Annotated in this window: 25 protein-coding genes; 15 read left to right on the top strand and 10 right to left on the bottom strand. The window is 46.0% G+C overall.

Translation table 11 applies throughout. The features are described 5' to 3' along the window. Positions 1-123 precede the first annotated feature (123 nt). Genes apbC through hemB form a run of 3 tightly spaced genes read right to left on the bottom strand, consistent with a single transcriptional unit; the run spans position 124 to position 3,024 of the window. A complete protein-coding gene (gene apbC / locus KRX19_04600; protein MBV7434302.1) occupies positions 124-1,182 on the bottom strand; it encodes an iron-sulfur cluster carrier protein ApbC in 1,059 nt (352 codons plus the stop codon). Beyond that, complete coding sequence (gene aroE / locus KRX19_04595) at positions 1,172-2,020, bottom strand: shikimate dehydrogenase (GenBank protein MBV7434301.1); 849 nt, start codon at positions 2,018-2,020, stop codon at positions 1,172-1,174. The genes apbC and aroE overlap by 11 nt, the downstream gene beginning before the upstream one ends. Beyond that, positions 2,017-3,024, bottom strand: a complete 1,008-nt coding sequence (gene hemB / locus KRX19_04590; protein ID MBV7434300.1) for a porphobilinogen synthase — start codon at positions 3,022-3,024, stop codon at positions 2,017-2,019. The genes aroE and hemB overlap by 4 nt, the downstream gene beginning before the upstream one ends. 158 nt (positions 3,025-3,182) lie before the next feature. Between hemB and KRX19_04585 the strand changes: the two genes are divergently transcribed. The 10 genes from KRX19_04585 (at position 3,183) to KRX19_04540 (ending at position 12,015) form a co-directional block, all read left to right on the top strand. After that, the gene (locus KRX19_04585; protein MBV7434299.1) at positions 3,183-3,791 is read left to right on the top strand and encodes a thiol:disulfide interchange protein DsbA/DsbL; all 609 of its coding nucleotides are present in this window, start codon (positions 3,183-3,185) and stop codon (positions 3,789-3,791) included. A 133-nt stretch (positions 3,792-3,924) separates the two neighbouring features. Further along, entirely contained in the window at positions 3,925-4,353 is a 429-nt protein-coding gene (ndk, locus tag KRX19_04580) for a nucleoside-diphosphate kinase (protein ID MBV7434298.1), read from the top strand. Beyond that, positions 4,353-5,462, top strand: a complete 1,110-nt coding sequence (rlmN, locus tag KRX19_04575; protein MBV7434297.1) for a 23S rRNA (adenine(2503)-C(2))-methyltransferase RlmN — start codon at positions 4,353-4,355, stop codon at positions 5,460-5,462. Before ndk ends, rlmN begins: the two co-directional genes overlap by 1 nt. Next, positions 5,459-6,187, top strand: a complete 729-nt coding sequence (locus tag KRX19_04570; GenBank protein ID MBV7434296.1) for a tetratricopeptide repeat protein — start codon at positions 5,459-5,461, stop codon at positions 6,185-6,187. Before rlmN ends, KRX19_04570 begins: the two co-directional genes overlap by 4 nt. 3 nt (positions 6,188-6,190) lie before the next feature. Then, positions 6,191-7,168, top strand: coding sequence for a DUF4115 domain-containing protein (locus KRX19_04565; GenBank protein ID MBV7434295.1), 978 nt, complete (start codon positions 6,191-6,193; stop codon positions 7,166-7,168). After that, the gene (gene hisS / locus KRX19_04560) at positions 7,161-8,432 is read left to right on the top strand and encodes a histidine--tRNA ligase (GenBank protein MBV7434294.1); all 1,272 of its coding nucleotides are present in this window, start codon (positions 7,161-7,163) and stop codon (positions 8,430-8,432) included. Before KRX19_04565 ends, hisS begins: the two co-directional genes overlap by 8 nt. After that, positions 8,425-9,057, top strand: a complete 633-nt coding sequence (locus KRX19_04555) for a tetratricopeptide repeat protein (GenBank protein MBV7434293.1) — start codon at positions 8,425-8,427, stop codon at positions 9,055-9,057. Before hisS ends, KRX19_04555 begins: the two co-directional genes overlap by 8 nt. Position 9,058: 1 nt before the next feature. Next, entirely contained in the window at positions 9,059-10,216 is a 1,158-nt protein-coding gene (gene bamB / locus KRX19_04550) for an outer membrane protein assembly factor BamB (GenBank protein ID MBV7434292.1), read from the top strand. Positions 10,217-10,290: 74 nt separating this feature from the next. Beyond that, entirely contained in the window at positions 10,291-11,655 is a 1,365-nt protein-coding gene (gene der / locus KRX19_04545; GenBank protein MBV7434291.1) for a ribosome biogenesis GTPase Der, read from the top strand. 6 nt (positions 11,656-11,661) lie between these two features. Beyond that, entirely contained in the window at positions 11,662-12,015 is a 354-nt protein-coding gene (locus KRX19_04540; GenBank protein MBV7434290.1) for a BolA family transcriptional regulator, read from the top strand. 96 nt (positions 12,016-12,111) lie between these two features. Here the strand turns inward: KRX19_04540 and KRX19_04535 are convergent, their stop codons facing one another. From KRX19_04535 to KRX19_04510, 6 genes are all read right to left on the bottom strand, one after another. Next, positions 12,112-12,705: a PqiC family protein gene (locus tag KRX19_04535; GenBank protein MBV7434289.1), complete on the bottom strand. Its 594-nt coding sequence runs from the start codon at positions 12,703-12,705 to the stop codon at positions 12,112-12,114. A gap of 2 nt (positions 12,706-12,707) precedes the next feature. Next, a complete protein-coding gene (locus KRX19_04530) occupies positions 12,708-14,357 on the bottom strand; it encodes an MCE family protein (protein ID MBV7434288.1) in 1,650 nt (549 codons plus the stop codon). Beyond that, positions 14,339-14,974 carry a paraquat-inducible protein A gene (locus KRX19_04525; protein MBV7434287.1) on the bottom strand — a complete coding sequence of 212 codons (636 nt, stop codon included), beginning with the start codon at positions 14,972-14,974 and terminating at the stop codon, positions 14,339-14,341. The genes KRX19_04530 and KRX19_04525 overlap by 19 nt, the downstream gene beginning before the upstream one ends. Then, positions 14,949-15,560, bottom strand: a complete 612-nt coding sequence (locus KRX19_04520; protein ID MBV7434286.1) for a paraquat-inducible protein A — start codon at positions 15,558-15,560, stop codon at positions 14,949-14,951. Before KRX19_04520 ends, KRX19_04525 begins: the two co-directional genes overlap by 26 nt. Before the next feature lie 51 nt (positions 15,561-15,611). After that, positions 15,612-16,274, bottom strand: coding sequence for a Bax inhibitor-1/YccA family protein (locus tag KRX19_04515; GenBank protein ID MBV7434285.1), 663 nt, complete (start codon positions 16,272-16,274; stop codon positions 15,612-15,614). A 128-nt stretch (positions 16,275-16,402) separates the two neighbouring features. Beyond that, entirely contained in the window at positions 16,403-16,921 is a 519-nt protein-coding gene (locus KRX19_04510; GenBank protein ID MBV7434284.1) for an adenine phosphoribosyltransferase, read from the bottom strand. Positions 16,922-17,112: 191 nt separating this feature from the next. Between KRX19_04510 and KRX19_04505 the strand changes: the two genes are divergently transcribed. Next, entirely contained in the window at positions 17,113-17,565 is a 453-nt protein-coding gene (locus tag KRX19_04505) for a DUF1249 domain-containing protein (protein MBV7434283.1), read from the top strand. After that, positions 17,562-18,047 (top strand): paraquat-inducible protein A, encoded by a 486-nt coding sequence (locus KRX19_04500; GenBank protein ID MBV7434282.1) that lies wholly within the window; start codon positions 17,562-17,564, stop codon positions 18,045-18,047. Before KRX19_04505 ends, KRX19_04500 begins: the two co-directional genes overlap by 4 nt. Here the strand turns inward: KRX19_04500 and KRX19_04495 are convergent, their stop codons facing one another. Further along, complete coding sequence (locus tag KRX19_04495) at positions 18,048-18,848, bottom strand: ferritin-like domain-containing protein (protein MBV7434281.1); 801 nt, start codon at positions 18,846-18,848, stop codon at positions 18,048-18,050. 207 nt (positions 18,849-19,055) lie between these two features. On the opposite strand from KRX19_04495, the gene KRX19_04490 reads away from it, so the two are divergent. The 3 genes from KRX19_04490 (at position 19,056) to ilvN (ending at position 22,198) form a co-directional block, all read left to right on the top strand. Then, entirely contained in the window at positions 19,056-19,832 is a 777-nt protein-coding gene (locus KRX19_04490; protein ID MBV7434280.1) for a methyltransferase domain-containing protein, read from the top strand. A gap of 108 nt (positions 19,833-19,940) precedes the next feature. Further along, the gene (ilvB, locus tag KRX19_04485) at positions 19,941-21,695 is read left to right on the top strand and encodes a biosynthetic-type acetolactate synthase large subunit (protein MBV7434279.1); all 1,755 of its coding nucleotides are present in this window, start codon (positions 19,941-19,943) and stop codon (positions 21,693-21,695) included. After that, a complete protein-coding gene (gene ilvN / locus KRX19_04480; GenBank protein MBV7434278.1) occupies positions 21,692-22,198 on the top strand; it encodes an acetolactate synthase small subunit in 507 nt (168 codons plus the stop codon). The genes ilvB and ilvN overlap by 4 nt, the downstream gene beginning before the upstream one ends. Positions 22,199-22,222: the final 24 nt, after the last annotated feature.

The following is a 22,222-nucleotide window of genomic DNA, read 5'->3' as shown; positions in this document are numbered from 1 at the left end:
TTCAAAATCCATACGCTGTTGGCGTGGGATCATATCAGTTGCAGCTGAGCGCCTATAAACTTCATGTACGGTAGAGAGATGAATCAAGGCACTTGGCTGCGTGTCGATTTTATGATGTTTGTTTTACTCAACGACAATTTTTGGAAAAGCTTGGGTGAAGCTTTTACGTTTCTCGGCAAGTATAGCGGTGAGGCGAGTGGCGATTTGGCGCAAGATATGTGCACTATCGCTTTCTTCTTCAGCGCTGATGATTGGATTGCCGCTGTCTGAGAGTGCGCGAATTTGCCCGTTGAGTGGCAGTTGCCCAAGTAGCTTGATGCCATATTCTTCGGCAAGTACTGCGCCACCGCCTTGGCCGAAGATCGGATCTTCGTGGCCGCAATTCGGGCAGCAGTAGTAGCTCATGTTTTCGACCAGCCCTAGCGTTGGGATGGATACTTTATCAAACATGGTTTTGGCTTTTTTCGCGTCGATTAGGGCAATGTCCTGCGGGGTGGTGATGATCACTGCACCACTAACTGGAATTTGCTGTGCGAGGGTGAGTTGTGCATCACCGGTTCCTGGAGGAAGATCAATAATGAGGTAGTCCAGATCATCCCAGTGCGTTTCTTTGAGTAGCTGTGATAGCGTTTGAGTAACAATGGGTCCGCGCCAAATCATGGCGGTATCTTCTTCAATGAGATCCGCTATGGAGATGGTTTGCAGTCCGTGGCGGATGACGGGTTCCATGGTTTTGCCATCAGTGGTTTCGGGGCGCTGTGCACCACCAAGCATTTTCGCCTGACTGGGGCCGTAAATATCAGCGTCGAGTAGGCCAACACGTGCACCTTGCTGAAGTAGTGCAATGGCAAGATTGACGCTAAGAGTAGACTTGCCGACACCACCTTTTCCTGATGCGACAGCGATGATGTTCTTTACCCCGGGCATGGGCTTGAGCCCTGCTTGTACGCGATGCGGAATGATGTGCTGCTCTATATTGACGGTATTGAGTTCAGCGTGATGTTCAGCAGCCAGTTCTTGCATGGCCGCTCGGTAGCGCGCTCGTTCACGCAGGCATGGGAAGCGGGTAGAAAGCATGAGAACGCCGCGATTGTAGGCTACGCCGCCATCATGGGCGAAGGGTTTGCAATCAAGCTGGTCGTCATGCCATTGGCGTACGGCATTGATAAAACTAGTAGGCATATGGCGGTTTCTCTTCTGTTTCAGGATAAGGCGGACGAATGCCAAACCAGCGCTCGAAGCTGAGGCGCGCTTGCTCTATGAGCATACTGCGGCCGTCCAGAATGCCGTTTGCATGGTCTTGCTGCCTTGCCCATTGCAAAAATGGGGTATCTTTGCCGTATACCATGTCGTAGCAGGTGGTGGTGTAAGGCTCAAAGATACCCTGTGGCAAAATCAGCGTGCTGTCATCAAGCCCAGTTGATGTGGCATTGATGATGAGATCGTAGGCATCCTCGACGATAGCATCAAGCGGCATGGCTCGACTCACGGTACCTAATGGATTGCGGCAACTCGGGATTCTACTGTATGGATGGCGGTCAAGAATGGCTTCGGCTTTACTGACGGTACGGTTGGCTATGTCGACACAGTCGGCACCAGCCTGGTGCAAAGGGCCGTATACGCCTTGTGCTGCGCCACCTGCACCAATAATGAGGACACGATCCTTAGACAAGGAAATACCGTAAGAGCGCAGGGCATTGACGAGACCGCGCCCATCTGTGTTATCAGCCCAAAGCTTGCCATCGTCAAGCCATAGCGTATTGGCCGCGCCGGCAAGTTGAGCATTCTCTGTGGCGTAGTCAGCAAGCTCAAGGGCTGCAACTTTAAATGGCACGGTGACGTTCATACCTTTACCACCTTCGGCGAAGAATTGTTGCACCGTGTCGGCAAAGGTATCAGCCTCACCAAGGATACGGTCGTAGCGCAAGGCAATACCGGTCGCTTGTGCAAAGGCAGCGTGGATGGCCGGTGATTGGCTGTGCGCTATCGGGTTGCCAATGACGGCACAGCGATGGGTCATGGCTGGCGTAACCACTCAGCAGCTTCTTTGGCAAAGTAGGTGAGAATGATATCTGCACCGGCGCGTTTACAGGAAAGCAGAGATTCGATGATGATTTGTTCACGATTGAGCCAGCCTTGCTCAAATGCTGCGCAGAGCATGGCGTATTCGCCGCTGACTTGATAAACCGCCGTTGGGACGGCAAAGGTGTCTTTAACGCGGCGCACGATATCGAGATATGGCATGCCGGGCTTGATCATGACGATGTCCGCCCCTTCGCTAATATCGAGAGCAACTTCATGCAGCGCTTCGTCGCTATTTGCTGGGTCCATCTGATAGTTGCGCTTATCAGCTTTGCCGAGGTTGCTCGCTGAGCCAACTGCATCGCGGAATGGACCATAAAAGCTGCTTGCGTACTTGGCACTATAGGCAACGATGCGCACGTTAGGGAAGCCATTTTCTTCTAGCGCTTGGCGCACCGCACCGATGCGACCATCCATCATGTCAGAAGGAGCAACCATATCAGCGCCAGCCCGTGCGTGTGAGAGTGCTTGCTTGACTAATGTTTCGACGGTGACATCATTGAGAATGTAGCCATTATCGTCAACGATGCCATCTTGCCCATGGCTAGTGTAAGGATCAAGTGCGACGTCAGTCATAATCCCCATGTTGGGATATTGCTTTTTGATTGCCTTGATTGCACGAGGAATGAGGCTGTTATCGTCATAAGCCGCAGCGGCGTCCAGTGATTTGAATTCTTGCTCTATGACAGGGAATGGTGCGATACAGCGGATGCCAATTGCCAGCAGCTCGCCAATTTCTTCAAGGAGGAGGTCAAGGCTGAGGCGGTTGACACCGGGCATTGATGGGACGGGAATACGCTGATTTTCACCTTCACAGATGAATACGGGCAGGATGAAGTCATCGGGGGTTAGGCTTGTTTCGCGAACCAGACGGCGCGAAAAGTCATCTACACGAAGACGGCGCTTTCGGGTGGCTGGGAATTGGGTGTGTAGGGGATACATGTGGCCTCCTTTGATTCCTGCAAAAAATTGATTTTACCATGTACCTTGGGTATAGAGGTTACGCTTTAGGCTACACAGTTAACGAATGGCAAGCGCACAATTGCATTCTCGATCCTATATAATCTCTTTCGATCAATAAACAAAGCAAGGATAGAGTGATGAAGAAATCTGTATTATTGGCTGGCATTTTAGCGGGGTTGATGACTACCAGTGCATTTGCCCAATTCAAATATATTGAAGGCCGAGACTATTTGCCGCTTGCTACAGAAATCGAAAAAGTAGAAGAACCTACAATCGTAGAGTTCTTTTGGTACGGTTGCCCGCATTGCTACGATATGCACGGACCGCTTGAAGCGTGGGTAGAAAATGATAAATCCGAGAAGGTCGCATTTGAAACTGTCCCGGCTATGCCTAGTGCGCGCTGGGAAATTGGCGGCCATCTCTATTATGCAGCCAAAGCGTTAGATCTTGATATTGATGATGCCGTATTCGAGCAAGTACATAAGCAGCACAATAACGGCATTATTCTTGATGAAGACAAGGCTAAGTCTTTTTTGGTGAGCCAAGGCGTGGATAAGGAAAAAGTAGAAAAAGCCTGGAAATCTTTTGGTGTTAAGCAAGAGATTGCACGCGCGAAAAAACTTTTCCAAGATTCAGGTTTAAGTGGCGTGCCATCGTTTGTCATCAATGGTACTTATGAAGTACCGTTCCAAGGTGATTACGAGAGCTTTTTCCCGAAACTCGAAGAGCTTGCACAAAGCAAGTAAACGTAGCAGTGGTGTTCATCTGTGTGAAGGAAATTTCTAACAGGGTGGATGCTGCATAAGCTATTGCCGAATTGACGGGCGGTTATGTTAATATACCGCCTGTTTTTCTTTTAAATAAATACATGGAGTCTACATGACCACTGAACGTACCCTTTCTATTATCAAGCCTGATGCTGTTGCAAAAAACGTTATTGGCGAAATTTACAGCCGTTTTGAGCAAGCAGGCCTGCGCATCGTTGCAGCTAAAATGAAGCAACTCACCCGCGAAGATGCAGAAGGTTTCTACGCAGTACATAAAGAACGTCCTTTTTTCAACGACCTCGTTGAGTTTATGATTTCTGGCCCTGTCATGATTCAGGTACTCGAAGGTGAAGGCGCGATCGCTAAAAACCGCGAAGTCATGGGCGCTACCAATCCTAAAGAAGCAGCTCCAGGCACTATCCGTGCAGATTTCGCTGACAGCATTGATGCTAATGCCGTTCACGGCTCTGACGCACCTGAAACTGCACGCCAGGAAATTGCTTATTTCTTTGAGCAAAACGAGCTTTGTGACCGTAAGTAATGCGCTCGAAATCTGATAAAACCAATCTTTTTGACCTCGATCGTGAGGCGTTGACAGCATGGTTCGCCGAGCTTGGCGAAAAGCCGTTTCGTGCGCGGCAGGTTATGAAATGGCTTTATCATGAGCGCGTATTGGATTTTTCTGAAATGACTGATCTCAGTAAAGCTTTGCGTGCAAAGCTTGCTGAGGTTGCAGAATGTCGTTTGCCAGAAATTCTGACAGATAAGACCGCAAGCGATGGCACCCGCAAATGGGTGTTTCGCTTTCCGTGCGGGAACAGTATTGAAACAGTATTTATTCCTGAAGATGATCGCGGTACTTTGTGTATTTCTTCACAGGCCGGCTGTGCATTAGCCTGCCCATTTTGCTCAACGGCGCATGCCGGGTTTAACCGCAATTTATCCTCTGGTGAAATACTCGTCCAGGTTTGGATGGCTAAAAACCTGCTTGGCTGCGGCAATGATGGCAAGCGTATCGTAACCAACGTTGTCCTGATGGGGATGGGTGAACCGCTGGTTAACTTCAATAATGTTTTGCCAGCTACCCGAATCATGATGGATGACTGGGGCTTTGGCTTGTCAAAGCGCCGCGTTACCTTAAGTACTTCTGGTGTTGTGCCCGCGATTGAAAAGTTGAAGGAAGTAACCGATTTAAGTCTGGCCGTATCGCTTCATGCGCCTAATGATGAGTTGCGCAATGAAATTGTGCCTATTAATCAGCGCTATGGATTAGATGCCTTACTCAAGGCGTGCCATGAGTATGTTACGCATAATAATCAGCATGGTGGCGTGACTTGGGAATATGTCATGCTGCGTGGGGTAAATGACCATTTAGATCATGCCAAGCAATTGGCAGCCTTACTCAAAGATATACCCGGAAAAATCAATTTGATTCCATTTAACCCTTTTCCAGGCAGCCGCTATGAGTGTTCGAAGCGCAGTGATATTTTGGCGTTTCAACGCTATCTAACTAATGCTGGTTATATTGCGACAATTCGCAAAACCCGCGGTGAGGATATTGATGCTGCGTGTGGGCAGCTCGTCGGGCAGGTTAATGACCGTAGTCGACGTGAGCGAAAACTTTCTCGTCAGCCAGTGGGGATGGCATGAAAAAGAACTACCTATATATTGTCGGAATAGTTGCATTACTTTCAGGTTGTGCCTCGACAAATAGCGGGTCAAAGGTAAAACCCGATTATGAAAGAGCTTATCAGGATTATCTTTCCCTCGGTGCGCAGTATTTACAAATGGGGCGTTATGACCTTGCTGAACCAAAACTGAAGCGTGCCATAGAAATTGACTCTGAACCAGCAGAAGCATGGAACGTACTTGCTGTACTCTATGAAGAAAAGGGTGATATTGCAGCTGGATATCAAGTCTATGAAAAATTGACGACTAGCCACCCGGACTACGCTCTTGGTTTTATAAATTTTGCGACATTCTTGTGCAAGTTCAACCGTGATCCAGAGCGACAGGCTCTCTATCAACGAATGCGAGGCAAGGATCAAGCTTTTGCAACCTTATCTTATATTGCAGAGGGCAATTGTGCACAAGAGCGGGGTAATAATGCTGGCGCTGTTTCTGCGTATGAACAAGCATTGAGTTATGATCGCTATGCAGCTGGCGCTTTACTACCGCTCGCTGAAATTGCATTGAATCAAGGAGATGCAAATACAGCGCAGCAGTATTTACGAGTTGTTCATACTTATGTCGGATATAGTCCAGAAAGTATTATGTTGGGTATTCAAGCTGCCCAAATGCTCGGAGATGAGCGAGAAATTCAGAACTTGCAGCGAATGCTGCGAGCCAATAGTGCCATTTCATCTGGAAATTAAAAGATGAGTCAACAATCAGTATCAAATAATCAGTCAGCCGGTGTCGGCGGAATTTTACGTGAAGCGCGCGAGGCGAAAGGTATGAGTATTGCCTCAGCTGCAATGCATACCAATTTGCGTAAAGACATCATTGAAAAGCTCGAGAACAACCAATTTGGTGAGATTGGCGCACCAGTGTTCACCAGAGGCTATCTCAATATCTATGCCAGATTTTTAGAAGTTGATGAAGACTTGGTCGCTAGAGAGTTTTCTGCAGTTGCACAGCCACGAGCTGAGCAGTCTCTGCGCATCAATTCTGCAAATATTGAAAGCCAAGGAAAGCCCTATAAGCGTTCGATGGCTCGTGGTTGGATCAGCTTACTGCTGGTGTTATTAATTGGTGGTGGTGTTATTGCTCAGTTACTTGATGACGATTCTTGGTTGCTACAGCAAATCCGCGGCACCTTCACTGAAACGGTATCAACAGAGGTTGTCGAGCAGATTGAACAACCAGAAGCTGATGTGCAAGAGCCTGAATTTACGGTGGAAGTAGAAAATACTCAGCTTCAGTCCGATATTCCATCCCTAACCTCGGTTGAAGGGGTAGCTTTGGAAAGTGATACAACTCAAGATATGAATGGCACTGAGGGATTGGCGCTTTCTTCTCTGGACGGAGATCTAGCAGCAAATGATCAAACTTCGCTAGATACAGAGGCGCAAGATTCTGCAGCTGCTGCACAGAAAGAGATGGGAAAGGCAACACTGAAGACCAGTGAGGAAAACTGGATCGAAATTCGCGGTGGTGACGGCAAAGTTATTTCATCACAAATTTATTCTGCTGGTTCAGAGATTGAGCTTACAGCTGAGGCCGGACCATATCGCTTAAATATTGGTCGTCCTACTGCGATTACGCTGACGATTAATGGTGAGAATAAACCTCTAGCTGATTACCGCAATAAAGGCCAGACCCGATTGTTTAATTTGAGTATTCCGAATGAGTAAAATAGAGCCTATTCAATCTTTGCGCGGTATGCGTAATATCCTACCGCCGGAGTCAAGTAAACTATTTATCCTCAAGCAGATTATCGCAGAAACATTACAGCAGTTTGGCTATCAGCCTTGGGAAATACCGGTACTGGAAAAAACGGCTTTGTTCAAGCGCAGTATCGGGGAAGAGACTGATGTAGTCAGTAAGGAAATGTATACTTTCAATGACCGCAATGATGAAAGTATTACGTTGCGCCCTGAAGCGACTGCGGGCGTCGTTCGGACAATGATCGAAGAAGGCTTGTTACAGCAACCACAGCGCCTGTATGTTGAAGGCCCCATGTTTCGTTATGAACGGCCACAAAAAGGTCGTTATAGACAATTTACTCAGATCAGCGTCGAAGCCTTTGGTTTTGATGATCCCGCGCTCGATGCTGAATTGATTTTTATTGGCGCCAAATTATTTGAGCGCCTAGGCTTTTTGGATCAAGTTCAGCTTGAATACAATACTATTGGCACTTTGGAAGAGCGACGCGAGTACCAAAAAGCACTAGTGATTTATTTGCGTCAACATATCGAAAGCTTGGATGAAGATAGCGTGCGCCGCCTAGAGACCAATCCTCTGCGTATACTCGATAGCAAAAATCCTCAAGTACAAAAAGTTTTGGATGATGCTCCAGTGTTAGATGATTTTCTTGGTGAAGCAAGCCAAGAGCATTTCTCTCGTGTTTGTGCGTTACTTGATGAGTTGGGCATTGCCTACCAGCGCAATAAACGCTTAGTTCGTGGCCTTGATTATTACAATCACAGTGTATTTGAGTGGACTACAGATGCTCTTGGAGCTCAGGGCACGATTTGTGCTGGTGGTCGATATGATGCCTTGGTGGAGCAATTAGGTGGTAAGCCAACACCAGCCGCGGGCTTTGCGTTTGGTATTGATCGCATCTTATTACTTGCAGAACAACAAGGGCAGATTAAGCCAGAATCTGTTTTGGCATATGGTATTGCGCTGGGTGTAGAGCAACAAGCGCCCATGATGGATTTATGTGCAAGGTTGCGGCAGCAATTGAACATGAAAGTAGTCTTCCACCCACAAAATCAGTCCATGAAAGCGCAAATGAAAAAAGCCGATCAATCAGGTGCAATTTTTGCAATGATAATGGGCGATGGCGAGCGTGCTGAGGGCGTAGTGACATTAAAAAACCTACGTACTGGTGAGCAAACCCAACACAGCGAAGCGGGCTTGGTCGAGGTATTACAAGGAGTAGAGAATGATTGACCGTACAGATGAAGAAACAGGGGAGTTGGTCAGAGCGTGGTTACAGCGTTATGGGCTAGCGATCATCGGCGGCATTGTCCTGGCAATTGTTGTGATTGCAGGATACGAATGGTGGAAGAATAAACAACAGCATATTGCTGGCGAAGTATCTGCTCAAGTAATTGCGTTGAACGAAGCAGTGGCTGCTGATGAGCTGGATAAGGCTGAGGCAACCTATGCAAAAATCGAAGATGGAAATCTTAAGCCTCTTGCTTCACTGTTGATGGCGGCTGCGTATAGCAATGACAATCAGCTGGATAAAGCACAAAATTATTATGATTTGGCTGCAAAAAGTGATGATGCGCTAGTTTCTCAGACGGCAAACTGGCAATTGGCACAAATACATATCACCAAGCAAGACTACAGTGCTGCAAAGCAAACATTGCAGGCACTCAAAGGCAGTGCATACGAACGTCAAATTCCGTTGTTAAATGCAGTTATCGCGCAGAACCAAGGAGAGCAACAAGCAGCTTTGGATGCGTATAAGCAAGCTTTGCGTGATAATCCGGATGAGTCAGGGTTTATTCAAGCTCAAGTCGCAGCACTAGAAGGTGAACTTGCCGTTAATACTGAGAAGGAGAAATAATATGCGTATTTCCGTTTTACCATTGATGGTGTGCGCAGCACTAATGAGTGCTTGTTCACCTGCCAATTTCTTCCTCGGTGAAGACAATAGACCAGCTGCAAAGCCTTTGCCTGCAATAGATGCGAGTCTTCAAACAGCTGTGCTTTGGTCAGATAGCCTTGGTGAGGGTGGTGATACAGCTTCACTTGCACTTGCTCCAGATGGTAGCGCTGATACGGTTTATGCGATCAGTGCTGATGGCATTTTGGCAGCATATGATTTACGCAGTGGGAGCAAAAAGTTTAGCCGCGATTTGGATCTAGAAATTACAGCTGGTGTTCGCTATGGTAATGGGCAGCTTTTTGCTGCTACACGCAATGGAGAATTACTGGCACTCAATAGCAGCGATGGCAGTATTACGTGGCGTACAAATGTAGGCGGTGCTGTTTTGGCGCGTCCTGCATTGGCTGGGGATATGGTGATTGTGCGTACTGGTGAAGGCAGTATTTATGCTTATAGCACTACAGATGGCACCCAGCGTTGGCAGTATAGAATCGGTGAGCCACAACTCAGCGTTAGGGGTTATGCTGAACCGGTTGTGGGCGGTGGTGTGGTGATTATCACGACTGACAGCGGTCGACTTATTGTTCTTGATCAGGCATCTGGCTTCCCTGTCGCAGAGCAGCGCGTAGCGGTTGGTGAAGGATATAATGATATACAGCGCTTGGTAGATATCGATGCAACACCAAAAATCAATCAAGGAATTATGTTTGGTTCAGCCTATCAGGCCAATACATTTGCTGTAGATCTGCAAAGTGGTCAGGTAGTTTGGTCTCAACCTCAAGTGTCCACTGCAGATGATTTTGCAATGTCCCCGGATGCGCTTTTTTTGCACGATGGTATCGATCATATCTATGCCATAAATCAGCGTGATGGTGATATCCGTTGGCATAATGACCAACTAGAAGGCCGTTATCTTTCCCCTATGGTAGCGATCCCTGGGCGAGTTGGTAGCGTCGATGGTGAAGGCTACCTTCATTGGCTCAATATCAACAATGGAAATTTGATTGGCCAAACGCGTATTGGCGATACCAATGCGCTTGGCGCCCCTTACATTGGCCAAAGCGCTATTGTTTGGCAACTTGCTGATGGCGACGTCGTTGCTGTACAGCCACAATAAAATGAATGAGTAATATGACAGAATCCATAGATGGGACCGATCAGGCGATTGGCTGGGAAAGAAAAGAACCTCAGATGCGTTTGCCTCTGATTGCTTTGGTTGGTCGACCTAATGTCGGTAAATCAACACTTTTTAACGCGCTGACGAGAACGAGAGATTCAATCGTCAGTGATATGCCGGGGCTGACTCGCGATAGAAATTATGGCAGCGCCGTTTTAAATGACCGCCAGTGCCGCATCGTTGATACAGGTGGGTTGTTGCGTGATGAAGAGGCTGAAATCGATTATCGTGTGGACAGTCAGGCAAGAGCGGCTGTGGAAGAAGCAGATGTTGTTGTCTTGGTGCTTGATGGTCGAGATGGGCTAAATGCCGTTGATGATCAAATTGTTCAGGAATTACGTAAAATTCGCAAGCCACTGATCGTTGCGGTGAACAAAACAGATTTCGCAGATCCTGATGTTGTTATGGCTGATTTTTATACGCTAGGCTTTGGTGACATGGTTGCCATAGCAGCTGAACATCGTCGTGGATTGCGCAAATTGAGTGAGCTTATTACGGCGAAGCTTGATGAACTCGGTGAGGATCATTTTTTGACTGATGATGAGTTCCATACTGAGAGCTCATCTGAAGACGGAATTGCGCTTGCAGTAGTCGGGCGACCGAACGCAGGGAAGTCTACGTTACTTAATCGCTTGATTGGTGAAGATCGCCTTGTTGCTAGCCCCGTCGCAGGGACAACGAGGGATGCTATTTCGATAGCTTATACAGATCAAGATGGTGAAACGTTTACACTCATAGATACAGCCGGTATTCGTCGCCGTGCGAGAGTGCAGGATAAGGTTGAGAAGTTTAGTGTTGTTAAGACGCTTGATGCGATAGAGCGTGCTAATGTGGTTTTGCTGTTACTTGATGCACATGAAGGCGTGACTGATCAGGATGCTCATTTACTTGGTGAAATCGTTAAGCGTGGTCGAGCATTGGTGATTGCAATCAATAAATGGGATCACCTAAGTGAGCATGATCGTGAGCAGGTAAAAATTCAATTTGAACGCAAGCTGCGCTTTGTCGATTATGCCAAGGTATTTTTTATCTCGGCTCTTCATGGAAGTAATATTCGCCAACTGCTGCCAGCTGTAAAGTCCGCTTATCATGCAGCTATGACGGAATTATCAACCAATAAACTGAGTGAGGCACTCAAGCTGGCTTATAAGCGCCATCAACCGCCATTGGTTAATGGCTATCCGATTAAGTTGCAATATGCGCATCAGGGCGGGCGTAACCCACCTCATATCATTATTCATGGTTCGCGAACTACCAATGTTCCATCGACTTATGAACAATATCTGAGTAAATTTTTCCGCAAACATTTTAAGCTTGACGGTACACCTGTGCGTATCAGCTTTAGGGATAAGCATAACCCTTACGATAACAAAGGCTGACGAGATATGGGTGAGCATAATGTGAGTCAGCTTGGAGTCGTAGCGCAAGAAATTAAGTCTGCATTGGCCGATTTATCAGCCCAATATTTTGACCTGGAAAACGAGTCAAAAAATCACGCAGGTTATTATCCGGGGAAAGAAAGTCACTTCAAAATTGTTATCGTAAGTGAAGATTTCGCCGGTAAGCGCCGCGTCGCACGGCATCAAATGATCTATAGTCGCGTCAGTGCGCTACTTACTGTTTCGGGCGGAGAGATCCATGCGTTGGCACTGCACGCATATACCCCAGATGAATGGCAAGATATTCAGAATGCACCAGACAGTCCACAATGTGCTGGTCGGCGCTTGGAAAATATCTGATTGGAGCGAGTCGTTTCTTTGCTCTAAGTTAACAGATGAGAAAAAGAGGGCTATTTTGTTACGTCAAAATAGCCCTCAATTCATTTTAAATAATGCTTACTTTAGCGTATCGCTAATTGCTGTGGTTAAATCAGCTGTAGCTTGCTGATATCCGCGCATGAGTGCATCGATGCTGTCATCTTGTAGCGGATAGTCTCGGTTGAATTCATACCCAGGTGGTGTTTGTTGATTTTTACCAGGCTGGGTTATTTGCCAATTTGAGCGAATGAGTAGTTTATTATCATCTCTGCTGGCTACAAAATCATTGATTTGTACATCAATAATACGTTCAGGCCTGATATTGTTGGCAAGCGGGAAGGCGAGAATACGTGGGTTTGCTGTGATATTTTTCAGTCGCTCGACAAAAATATTGCGCAGGTTTTCTGAAAGAGGTTCAGCCCATTGTTGTCCTTCGACATGGACAACTTGACTACTGCCTTTGAGGTAGACAATATCTTGATCGTCCAAATACCCTGGTAGGCTTAGGTTGCGTAAAGCAATAATTGGCTGCTCACTATTCGATGGTAACACCATTGAGTTATCTGAGGGTAAAGCACGCAACGTATGATAGGTAATTGTTTCGCTGGCACAGCCACTGAGGATAGCTGATACCCCCAGTATAAGGCTCATCAAAGGTAATTTATGTTTCATTATTAGTCTCCAAAAATGAGGGCATTGGGCTTATTGTCTAGCTTGGTCGCTACACTGTTCACTGAATCTGCAGTTTTTCTCAGGGCTGACAAGGTTTCTTGCAATGTATAGTACAGTGAAGAGTTAGGGCTGAAGCCATATAATGTGTCTTCGAACTGGGTAATAACATTCTCAAGTTTGTTATTGAGTGTATGCAAGGTTTTAGTGGCATTTTGAGTTACGCCACGGACACTCTTCATTGTCTGGTTAAACTCTTCAAGTGATTTAACGATATCAGTACCAAGGCGATCCATATTTGGTGCATTTAGAATGGAGTTTGCACCAGCAAGGACATTCTTGCCTTCGCCGAGCACTTCACTTACTTCGTCAGCAATACGGTCTAGCGGTAGTTTTTTGACTTTGTCAATAATCTCACCAACACCATCAGCAATACGGCTGATTCCGGTACTGCGTGACGGCATAACCAAATAAGGACTGTAGCGGTCTTCGGTCAGAGAGCCTGGATCATCAGGGTACATGGATAGCTTGATGAACTTACTGCCAGTAATAAGGCTATCCGTTTCCATAGATGCACGCAGACCATTACTGACTAAGTCGGCAAACAAATTATCTTCGCCTTCCTGCTTGTTTACACGGTCAATACGTTGTGGCTCAACTTCAACCAACACTGGTAGAACTGCTTTTTGTGTCTTCTCATCGTACAAGAGACGAATGTCGATAACCTGACCAATACGAATACCGTTAAATTCGACTGGTGCGTTGTTGTTCAGGCCGCGAATACTGTCGTCGAAGTACAATACATAGTATTGTTTTTCGAATGATGGCGGCTGTACCGTAGCACTTTCAGATGCATATAAAGTAAATACTTTTTCGCTGATTGATGAAGAGCGTTTGGTATCAAAAGTTGTCGGAGTGGTAAACGTAATACCACCTAGCAATAAAGATTCGATTGATTCCATTTGCAAATTTGCACCATTGGTACTCACATCAAGTGAGACACCACTAACATTCCAAAATTTGGTGCTGGTATTGATCAGCTTGTCGTATGGAGCACGAACAAATGCATTGATAAACAAGCGATCGGCATTGGCCTGGTAATTGATTTCGGTGATTTGACCAACTTTAAGCCCACGATAATAAACGGGGCTTCCTATATTCAGCCCTGCACTTGAAGCTGACTGCAAATGAACCAGCTGTCCATCTTCAGATAGAGGTATTGCAGGTGCTTGTTGCAGGCCTTCAAAATGGCGCCGGCTGACTTTGCTGCTACCCGGATCAAGGGCAATATAACTCCCCGATATCAGTGTTGAAAGCCCACTGACTCCAGCTGCGGTAATTTGTGGCTTAACAACCCAAAACTTGGAGTCTTCGTTGAGAAGGGGCGTTGCGTTGGCGATCATTTGTGCTTCGACAATGACGTGGCTTAAATCTTCAGAAAAACCAACGCCAGTAACGACACCAATATCTAGATCTTTATAGCGGATTCTGGTTTTATTGGCAACGATGCCTTCGCCGGTACGAAAATCCAAAGTAATCGTGGCACCGGTATTTCGAACGTGCTGATATGCGAGCCATAACCCAATGCCCAGTGCAATTATTGGAATGATCCAAAGAAAGGTGATGCGTCTTTTTTTTATGATTGGTTCTTGCATGAATAGTCTCGGTATTTATCCCATAAAATTCTAATATCAAATTGTTCCGTGGCGAACATCGTTGCGACAACTACCGCCGCAAAGGCAAAGATACCAGCACCGGGCGTAATGCTGGCCAAATTATTTTGCACTAACGCACCAAGCAGCGCCACAACAAAAACGTCAATCATTGACCAACGGCCCACAAAGTGGATGAAGCGGTAAAGCTTGGTTTGTATGACAGGCGGACGTTTTGGCGCTGGGTGGGTTAATAAATAAAGCAATACAGCTATTTTAAAAAATGGCGTAAAGATGCTGGCTACAAATATAATACTGGCTACTGCGTAAGACCCATGGTGCCATAAAAACAAAATACTACTCATGATGGTATCTACTTGAACCGGTTGACCGATGGTTCTTGTATAAGTGATCGGTAGCAGGTTGGCCGGGAAAAAAAGAATGATGGATGTGATGAGAAACATCCACGATTTCTGTAGCGACTTTGGTTTTCTGCTGTGCAAGTGGCTGTGGCAACGTGGGCACAGTGTAATATCTTTCTTAACAACTGCACCGCATTCGAGGCAGTTACAAAAGCCGTATTCACGGCAGGTATCAGGCTCGTTCTTCAGTGTAGGCATGAGTAACCGCATCGGCAAGGTCAAAGTAATAGTTCGCTAAAATGGAGCACCCCATCAGTGCTGAAAAGGCCCAAAATCCGTAATCAAAATGTATGTCAGCCATTTGCATGACTTTAACGATCATAACCAATACACCTACCAAATATACCTCGAGCATATTCCAGGGAGAAAGGTGGGTCATTAGGTGCAGAAAACGCCGTGTCAAAGATATGGCAATATTAAAGCGGAAACTCAGTACCACCCAAACTACGCCAAGCAAGTACCACAGTGGCGTAATGATGATCAGAAAAAATACCAAAATGCCGAGTATGTCTAATCGGTTATTAAACAGAGAATCAATGCTCGATGCGATTGTGATCGTAGTTTGTTGACCCGCAAGTTCGATTGTAATAAACGGATAAGCATTCGCAATGACAAATAAAATAACGCCGGTTAATGCGAAAATAAATGCGCGCCGAAAGTCTGCTGCGCCACGATCAATAGTCGTGTGACAGACTGAACATACTAAAGATTCATTGGGTTGAAGATGTTTCTTATCGTATATGGTATCGCAGTAGGGGCAGGCAATACGGTTGTGAATAATCATATGTGAAACCGGACGATACAAAGGTATCGCCCGGCAAAGCTCAAGTATAAATTAATCGTTGCTGAACGCGCCAATCAGATTTAGCAGGCTCAGGAAGATATTGAAAATATTCATGAATAAGCCAAGAGTGGCAACGATGTAATTGGTTTCATAGCCATGAACGATATTGCTTGTGTCATACAGGACGTAACCTGCAAAGATTAGCAAGAATGCGCCAGATACAACCAACGACAATGCAGTCATGCCAAAGACCATTGCACCAATACCGGCCAATAAGGCAACCATGACACCGACGAACAAGAAGCCACCGAGGAAGGTGAAGTTCTTACCTGTGGTCAGTACATAGGCTGAAAGGCCAAAAAACATAATGCCGGTGCCGACCAATGCTTTGACGACCACGCTACCAGCACCAGCAGCAAAATACATGCTGAGGATATTAGAGACGTAGAGGCCTAAGAAGCCGGTTAAAGCAAAGAGTAGGACGATGCCAACACCGCTGTTGCGGTTGGCATTGATACCCATAGAAAGGCCAATCAGTGCAATCATAGCGACAAACCAAGGGATTTGACCAATGCCCATAGCCATGCCAATGTAGGCACAAACAGCACTAAACAGGACATTCATCCCCAAAAGTACGTAAGTTTGGCGTAGTACCTTGTTTCTCGCGAGAATACCTTCTGATGAAACATGCTCAATAGTTTGATTGTGTTGCATGGATGTTTTCTCCTAAATGATCCATTTATTAACTGGCATCGATTTTAGACGCAAAAGCGCTAACAAGTAAAGCTATGTTCTCGTAAGGTTACAAAAAATTGTAATTAAGCGCTTGTAAATGATTACCGTCAGTCACGAATCAGGCTGAGTACCGGTATGTTGTTGAGTTTCTTACGACCATTCAATTCGAGGATCTCAAGTAAAAAGGCTGCGCCGATTACTTTGCCACCTAATGATTCTAATAACTGAATGCAGGCACTCATGGTTCCACCTGTAGCCAGGACGTCATCTACCATCATTATCCGCATACCTGGTTTGATATCCTCGGCATGTACTTCCAAAGTGTCTTGGCCATATTCAAGATCATAGTTAAATGTCGCGGTTTTGCGAGGTAGCTTGCCGGGTTTGCGCAGAGGAATAAAGCCAATGCCGAGTCTTTGCGCAAGGGCAGAAGCAAAAATAAAGCCTCGTGCCTCTGGGCAAGCGAGAACATCTGGCAGCAAGTCTTCTCGCTCACAAAATAGCGCCATCTCCTCTATAGCCGCACGAAAGCCTTCGCCGTTTGCAAGCAATGGTGTGATGTCTTTAAAAGTGATGCCTGGTTTTGGGTAGTTAGGGATGTCGATTACGAGATCTTGCCAATCCATGATTGAAGTATCCTGTGCAAAATAAAATAAAGGCGGCAGTTTATCCTGAATGCCGCTTAGTTTCATCTGCTAAGTAAATTTTTGCATCAATCTTATCTGGAAAAGAGCGCCGGTAGCAGTGTAGTAATGGGTAAACTGCTTGAATTATTTTGAGCAGATCACCATTATAAGGCAACGTTTTTGGAGGTTTAATGCGACATCGTCGATTTATGCGTGATAACCCGTCGTTACTCGCGCTTTATGAAAATAACTACATGCTATTTCGCCTTTTGCTGCCGCATTTGCCTCAGCAAGAGGGGTGGTATGTACTGGAATCTGAAGGGCGTAGACCTGCTTATTTGCACCGTGTGAGCTTGCATCCATATACCAGTGAGTGGCTGTTGGCCCATCATTTTCCACATCACGCTGGGCGACTTTTAGCCCCGGATCATCAAATCCGTGTTTATCACGATGCTCGTTTGGTTGAAGCACGGATTGATACTCAGTCAGTCCCTGTTACGCAGCAGCGTCAGGCCAAAGTTACGCGCAATCGGGCACTCGGTGAGTGGCTTGATTATTGCTATCGTCATGGTTATCGATTGAATGTCAACGTTGCGCCTGATGATTTGCCGGACGGTCTTCCAGCAGTTGGGGTATTGGCATGAGTGGACCAAGAAAAAAATGGCGTATTCTGATGCTGCTTGTCATTTTTAGCGGTCTGCTGACTTTGGGTGCTGGATTGATCATTCCGATGATGACCGTTAAAAAGCTGATTCTGGTACAAAATACGTTTAGTGTTCTTTCCGGAATTGGTGCCTTGCTGGCTGATAAAACATTTGGGTTGGGGGTAATTCTACTCGCATTCAGCGTACTTTTCCCGATTGCAAAATTGCTGGGCATGGCAGCGTATATTTTTTATTACCCGTCTATTCCTAATGCTCTGGTCCATTGGCAAAAGTGGTTGGGTAAGCTGGCTAAGTTCTCGATGCTCGATGTTTTTGTCGTGGCATTGATGTTGATGATTCTTAAGCTTGGTGTGTTGGTTGAAGTTGAAATTCACGCAGGTATTTATTGGTTTACAGTATCTGTCGTCATCTCGATGATTGCAGGTATTCTGATCGAAAATGATATAGAGGCGCGCCTGTAATTACTGTGCGATATCTTCGAGCATGGCCATTTCCAAATCATCAAATCCGGCTTGTAGGCGCGCTTCGATATTAAATGGACCCCTTACTTTGGCTTTTAAGTAATTGCTGAGCAAATCACTAAACGTTTCTCTATAGTTCAAGCCACGCTCGGCGCAGCAGTATTTGAACCACTTTGAACCAATTGCGACGTGCCCATGCTCGTCACGATAAATGATATCGAGCAGCTGTGCACTTCGCTCTTCTCCGTGTTCGCGTAATTTTTTTTGTATACCGGGTGTGACATCCAGCCCTCTTGCTTCCATGACTCGCGGCACCAAAGCCATACGCACCATTACGTCATGTTCTGTCTCAGTACACGCTTGCCATAAGCCATCATGTGCCGGGAATGCGCCATAGTAACTGCCGAGCATCTCCAAGCGCTCACTGATGAGGGTGAAGTGATAGGCTTCCTCTTTTGCAACCAACAGCCAGTCTGCATAGAAGTCTTCTGGCATGTCCTGGAAACGATAGGCAGCATCAAGTGCGAGATTAATGGCGTTAAATTCAATGTGTGCGATGGCGTGAAGCATAGCGCAAATTCCAGTTTTGCTACCGAGGCGTCTTCTGGGGACGTCCTTGGGCTCGACCAAAATTGGGTGTTCTGGTCGGCCTGGTGCCGTCAGTGATACTACTTCGCTAGGTGATCTTGCATAAAGCCCATCTTTATAGCCTTGGTAAAGTGCATAGACTTGTTTGATTTTATTGTTAGTGTCGTTGTCTGTAAGTGCTTTATAGATAGCTGGATAAAGTTGGTTACACATAGCAGTTGAAAGGAGGATCGTAATTAGAGAGCGCTAGGGTAACATTTTTACGGCTCTTGGTGATCGTATTACTGATTACTGAGAATCTGGCTTCATCTATATTGACTATTTGAACATCGCTCGTATTTGTAAGCTATGATCAATAACGGTACATGCCAAGCGGTATCTCGCCAAGATTTGGTATAAAATCATGCGTTGTTGTTTACAATGGCGGCCTTGATGAATCGTTTTGACCAAATTGGTGATCATTTTATTAAAAACATACACAAACGGGCTAAAGGGGTAATTCGTCTAGCCGTACTGCAAAGAGATCTTGCAGAGCTTGTTGAGCAGAAAACAGAGCTACATATCCTCGATGCAGGTGGTGGCGCCGGTCAAATGGCCATGTGGTTTTTAGCTCAAGGATGTCGTGTCACACTTATTGATCAATCCAAGCTACTGTTGAAGCAGGCTTGGGAAGCTGCATGTGCGTGTGGGGTTGAAGATCGTTTGACTATTATCCACGGTGATTTGGCTGATGAGAATAGCTATCCAAAAGGCATGAAATATGATGGTGTTTGTTGCCATGCGGTATTGGAATGGGTAGCAGATTTTGAGCCGATCTTGAATCAGATATTGGTACGCTTGTCCTGTGGCGGCTTTTTTTCTTTGATGTATTACAACCGTAGCGCGTTGAACTTCATTCATCATATATATGGTAATTTTGAATATGTTGATCAGGGCCTGATTAATCGTAATGCAGCAAAACTCACACCTTCATCACCAAGGACACGACAGGAAGTGGATCAATTACTTGAAGGCAGGTATCTGTCCCGCTATTCACTGACTGGGGTGCGGTGTTTTTACGACTATATGAAGCCTAGGGATCGTGCTAGAAACAGTGAAAAAGAGCTGATAATACGAGAGTTAGGAATGTCGACAGAGAAGGAATATTTGCCTATCGCGCGATATATTCATGATTTAAGAATATTATCTATACCATAAGCCCTTTGTAATTGTTGTAATAAAAAATTATTTCTGTCTAAGGGTTGACCGTTTTCCAAACTGACAGTAATGTTGATGTCTTTCGATTCTCCGCAGAGAAAATACATTATGGCGACGAGAAAACATCGGCTTAACGGCGCAGAAATCATCATTGAGGCTCTTAAAGCAGAAGGTACTGAATTTGTCTTCGGTTATCCTGGTGGAGCTGTTCTACATATTTACGACGCATTATATAAGCAAGAAGATATTGTGCATGTCCTTGCACGCCATGAACAGGGTGCATTGCACGCTGCTGATGGCTATGCACGCGCAACAGGAAAAGTTGGCGTAGCACTGGTCACTTCGGGGCCGGGCTTGACCAATGCGGTAACCGGCATTGCTACGGCACATGCCGATTCAATCCCTATGGTTGTATTCTCCGGGCAGGTGCCATCTTCCTTGATTGGTAACGATGCATTTCAGGAAGTGGATGCTGTAGGGATAACTCGCCCGTGCGTTAAGCACAGCTATTTGGTTAAGGACGTCAATCAATTGGCGGATACAATCAAAAAAGCATTTTACATAGCAAGTAGTGGTCGTCCTGGTCCTGTTTTAATTGATATCCCTAAAGATGTCAGTGCGCAAGAAGCACCATTCCATTATGACGATGCACCAGTTCATATTCCGTCTTACCAGCCAACGGTAGAAGGGCACATCGGGCAAATCAAGAAAGCATTGAAAATGCTGAAAAAGGCAAAGCGACCGATGCTGTATTCAGGTGGTGGCGTCGTAATCGACAATGCCAGCGAGGAAATGACGCTGCTCGCACGCCGGTTGAATATGCCAGTAACCAATACTTTGATGGGGCTTGGCGCATATCCGGCTAATGACCGTCAATTTGTCGGTATGCTGGGCATGCATGGTACTTTTGAAGCCAATATGGCTATGCACCATTGTGATGTACTGTTTGCCGTAGGCGCGCGTTTTGATGATCGTGTTACTGGAAATTTGGAAAAGTTTTGCCCTAAAGCAAAAATTATTCATATAGATATTGATCCTTCTTCTATTGCTAAAAACGTCAAAGTAGATATTCCAATAGTTGGTTCAGTGAAGTCGGTCATGCAAGAAATGGTCCGTCTCACAGCTGATGATACCTTTGACAGTACACGGATCGAGCCGTGGTGGAAGCAAATTGAAGAGTGGCGCAAGGTTGATAGCCTGGGCTTTGATGAGTCGGGAGATCGTATTAAACCTCAGCGAGTTATTAAGACACTTTATGAGATCACTGGTGGTAATGCGATCGTGACCTCAGATGTGGGGCAGCATCAAATGTGGGCGGCACAATATTTTGGATTCCACGAGCCGCGTAGGTGGATCAACTCTGGTGGCCTTGGCACGATGGGCTTCGGTTATCCGGCGGCAATTGGTGCGAAACTCGGCCGCCCGGATGAAGATGTTTATTGTATTACGGGTGAAGGTAGCATTCAGATGATGCTGCAAGAAATGACGACCGCTCGTCAATACAACGTCCCAACCAAGATTATTTGCCTGAATAATGGCTATCTCGGTATGGTGCGCCAGTGGCAGGAGTTTTTCTATGATAAGCGTTATTCGATGAGTTATATGGATTCGCTGCCAGACTTTATTAAATTGGCTGAGGCTTATGGCCACAGTGGCGTACGTATTGAAAAGCCAGAAGAGCTTGAGAGTAAGCTGCGTGAAGTTGTGGCAATGAAAGACAAGACGGTGTTTGTCGATATTCTCACTGACCCAAGTGAAAACGTTTATCCAATGATTCCGTCTGGCGGTGGCCAAGCAGATATGCTGTTGGCCGGGCGCGATAAGATGAAATCGGTATTTAGCGAAGGGATGGTGTTGGTATGATGACACGCAGACATGTTGTATCGGTATTGATGGCTAATGAGGCTGGGTCATTGTCACGCGTTGTTGGTTTATTCTCTGCGCGTGGTTTTAACATCGATAGCCTCAACGTTGCTCCGACACAAACACCTTCTGTATCTCGCTTGACGTTAGTTACCTTCTGCGATGATCAGTTAATTGAGCAAATCAACAAACAGCTTAATAAGCTGGTTGATGTGATCAAACTGGTTGAGATCGAAGAGCATGAGCTGATTGACCGCGAGATGATGATGGTCAAGATTATTGCTGATGCTGAGTCGCGTGGTAATTACATGCAGCTGGCTGATACTTTCCGCGCTAAAGTAGTTGATATTTGCCCAACGAACCTCGTGGTTGAGTTAACAGGGTCGCCACGTAAGCTTGATGCGTTTATTGCGATGATAGAACCTGAAAATATCCGTGAATTGGCCCGCACAGGCCTGACCGGTGTCGCCGTGACTGGCTCTGGTAAGTGCTTAGAGCTCTGATTTACACCTTATTTATTGAATTTA

The sequence above is a fragment of the Cardiobacteriaceae bacterium TAE3-ERU3 genome (assembly GCA_019218315.1).
Lineage (GTDB): Bacteria > Pseudomonadota > Gammaproteobacteria > Cardiobacteriales > Cardiobacteriaceae > JAHUUI01.
The sequence above is the reverse complement of the archived record's forward strand: the minus strand, read 5'-3'. Positions and strand labels throughout refer to the sequence as shown.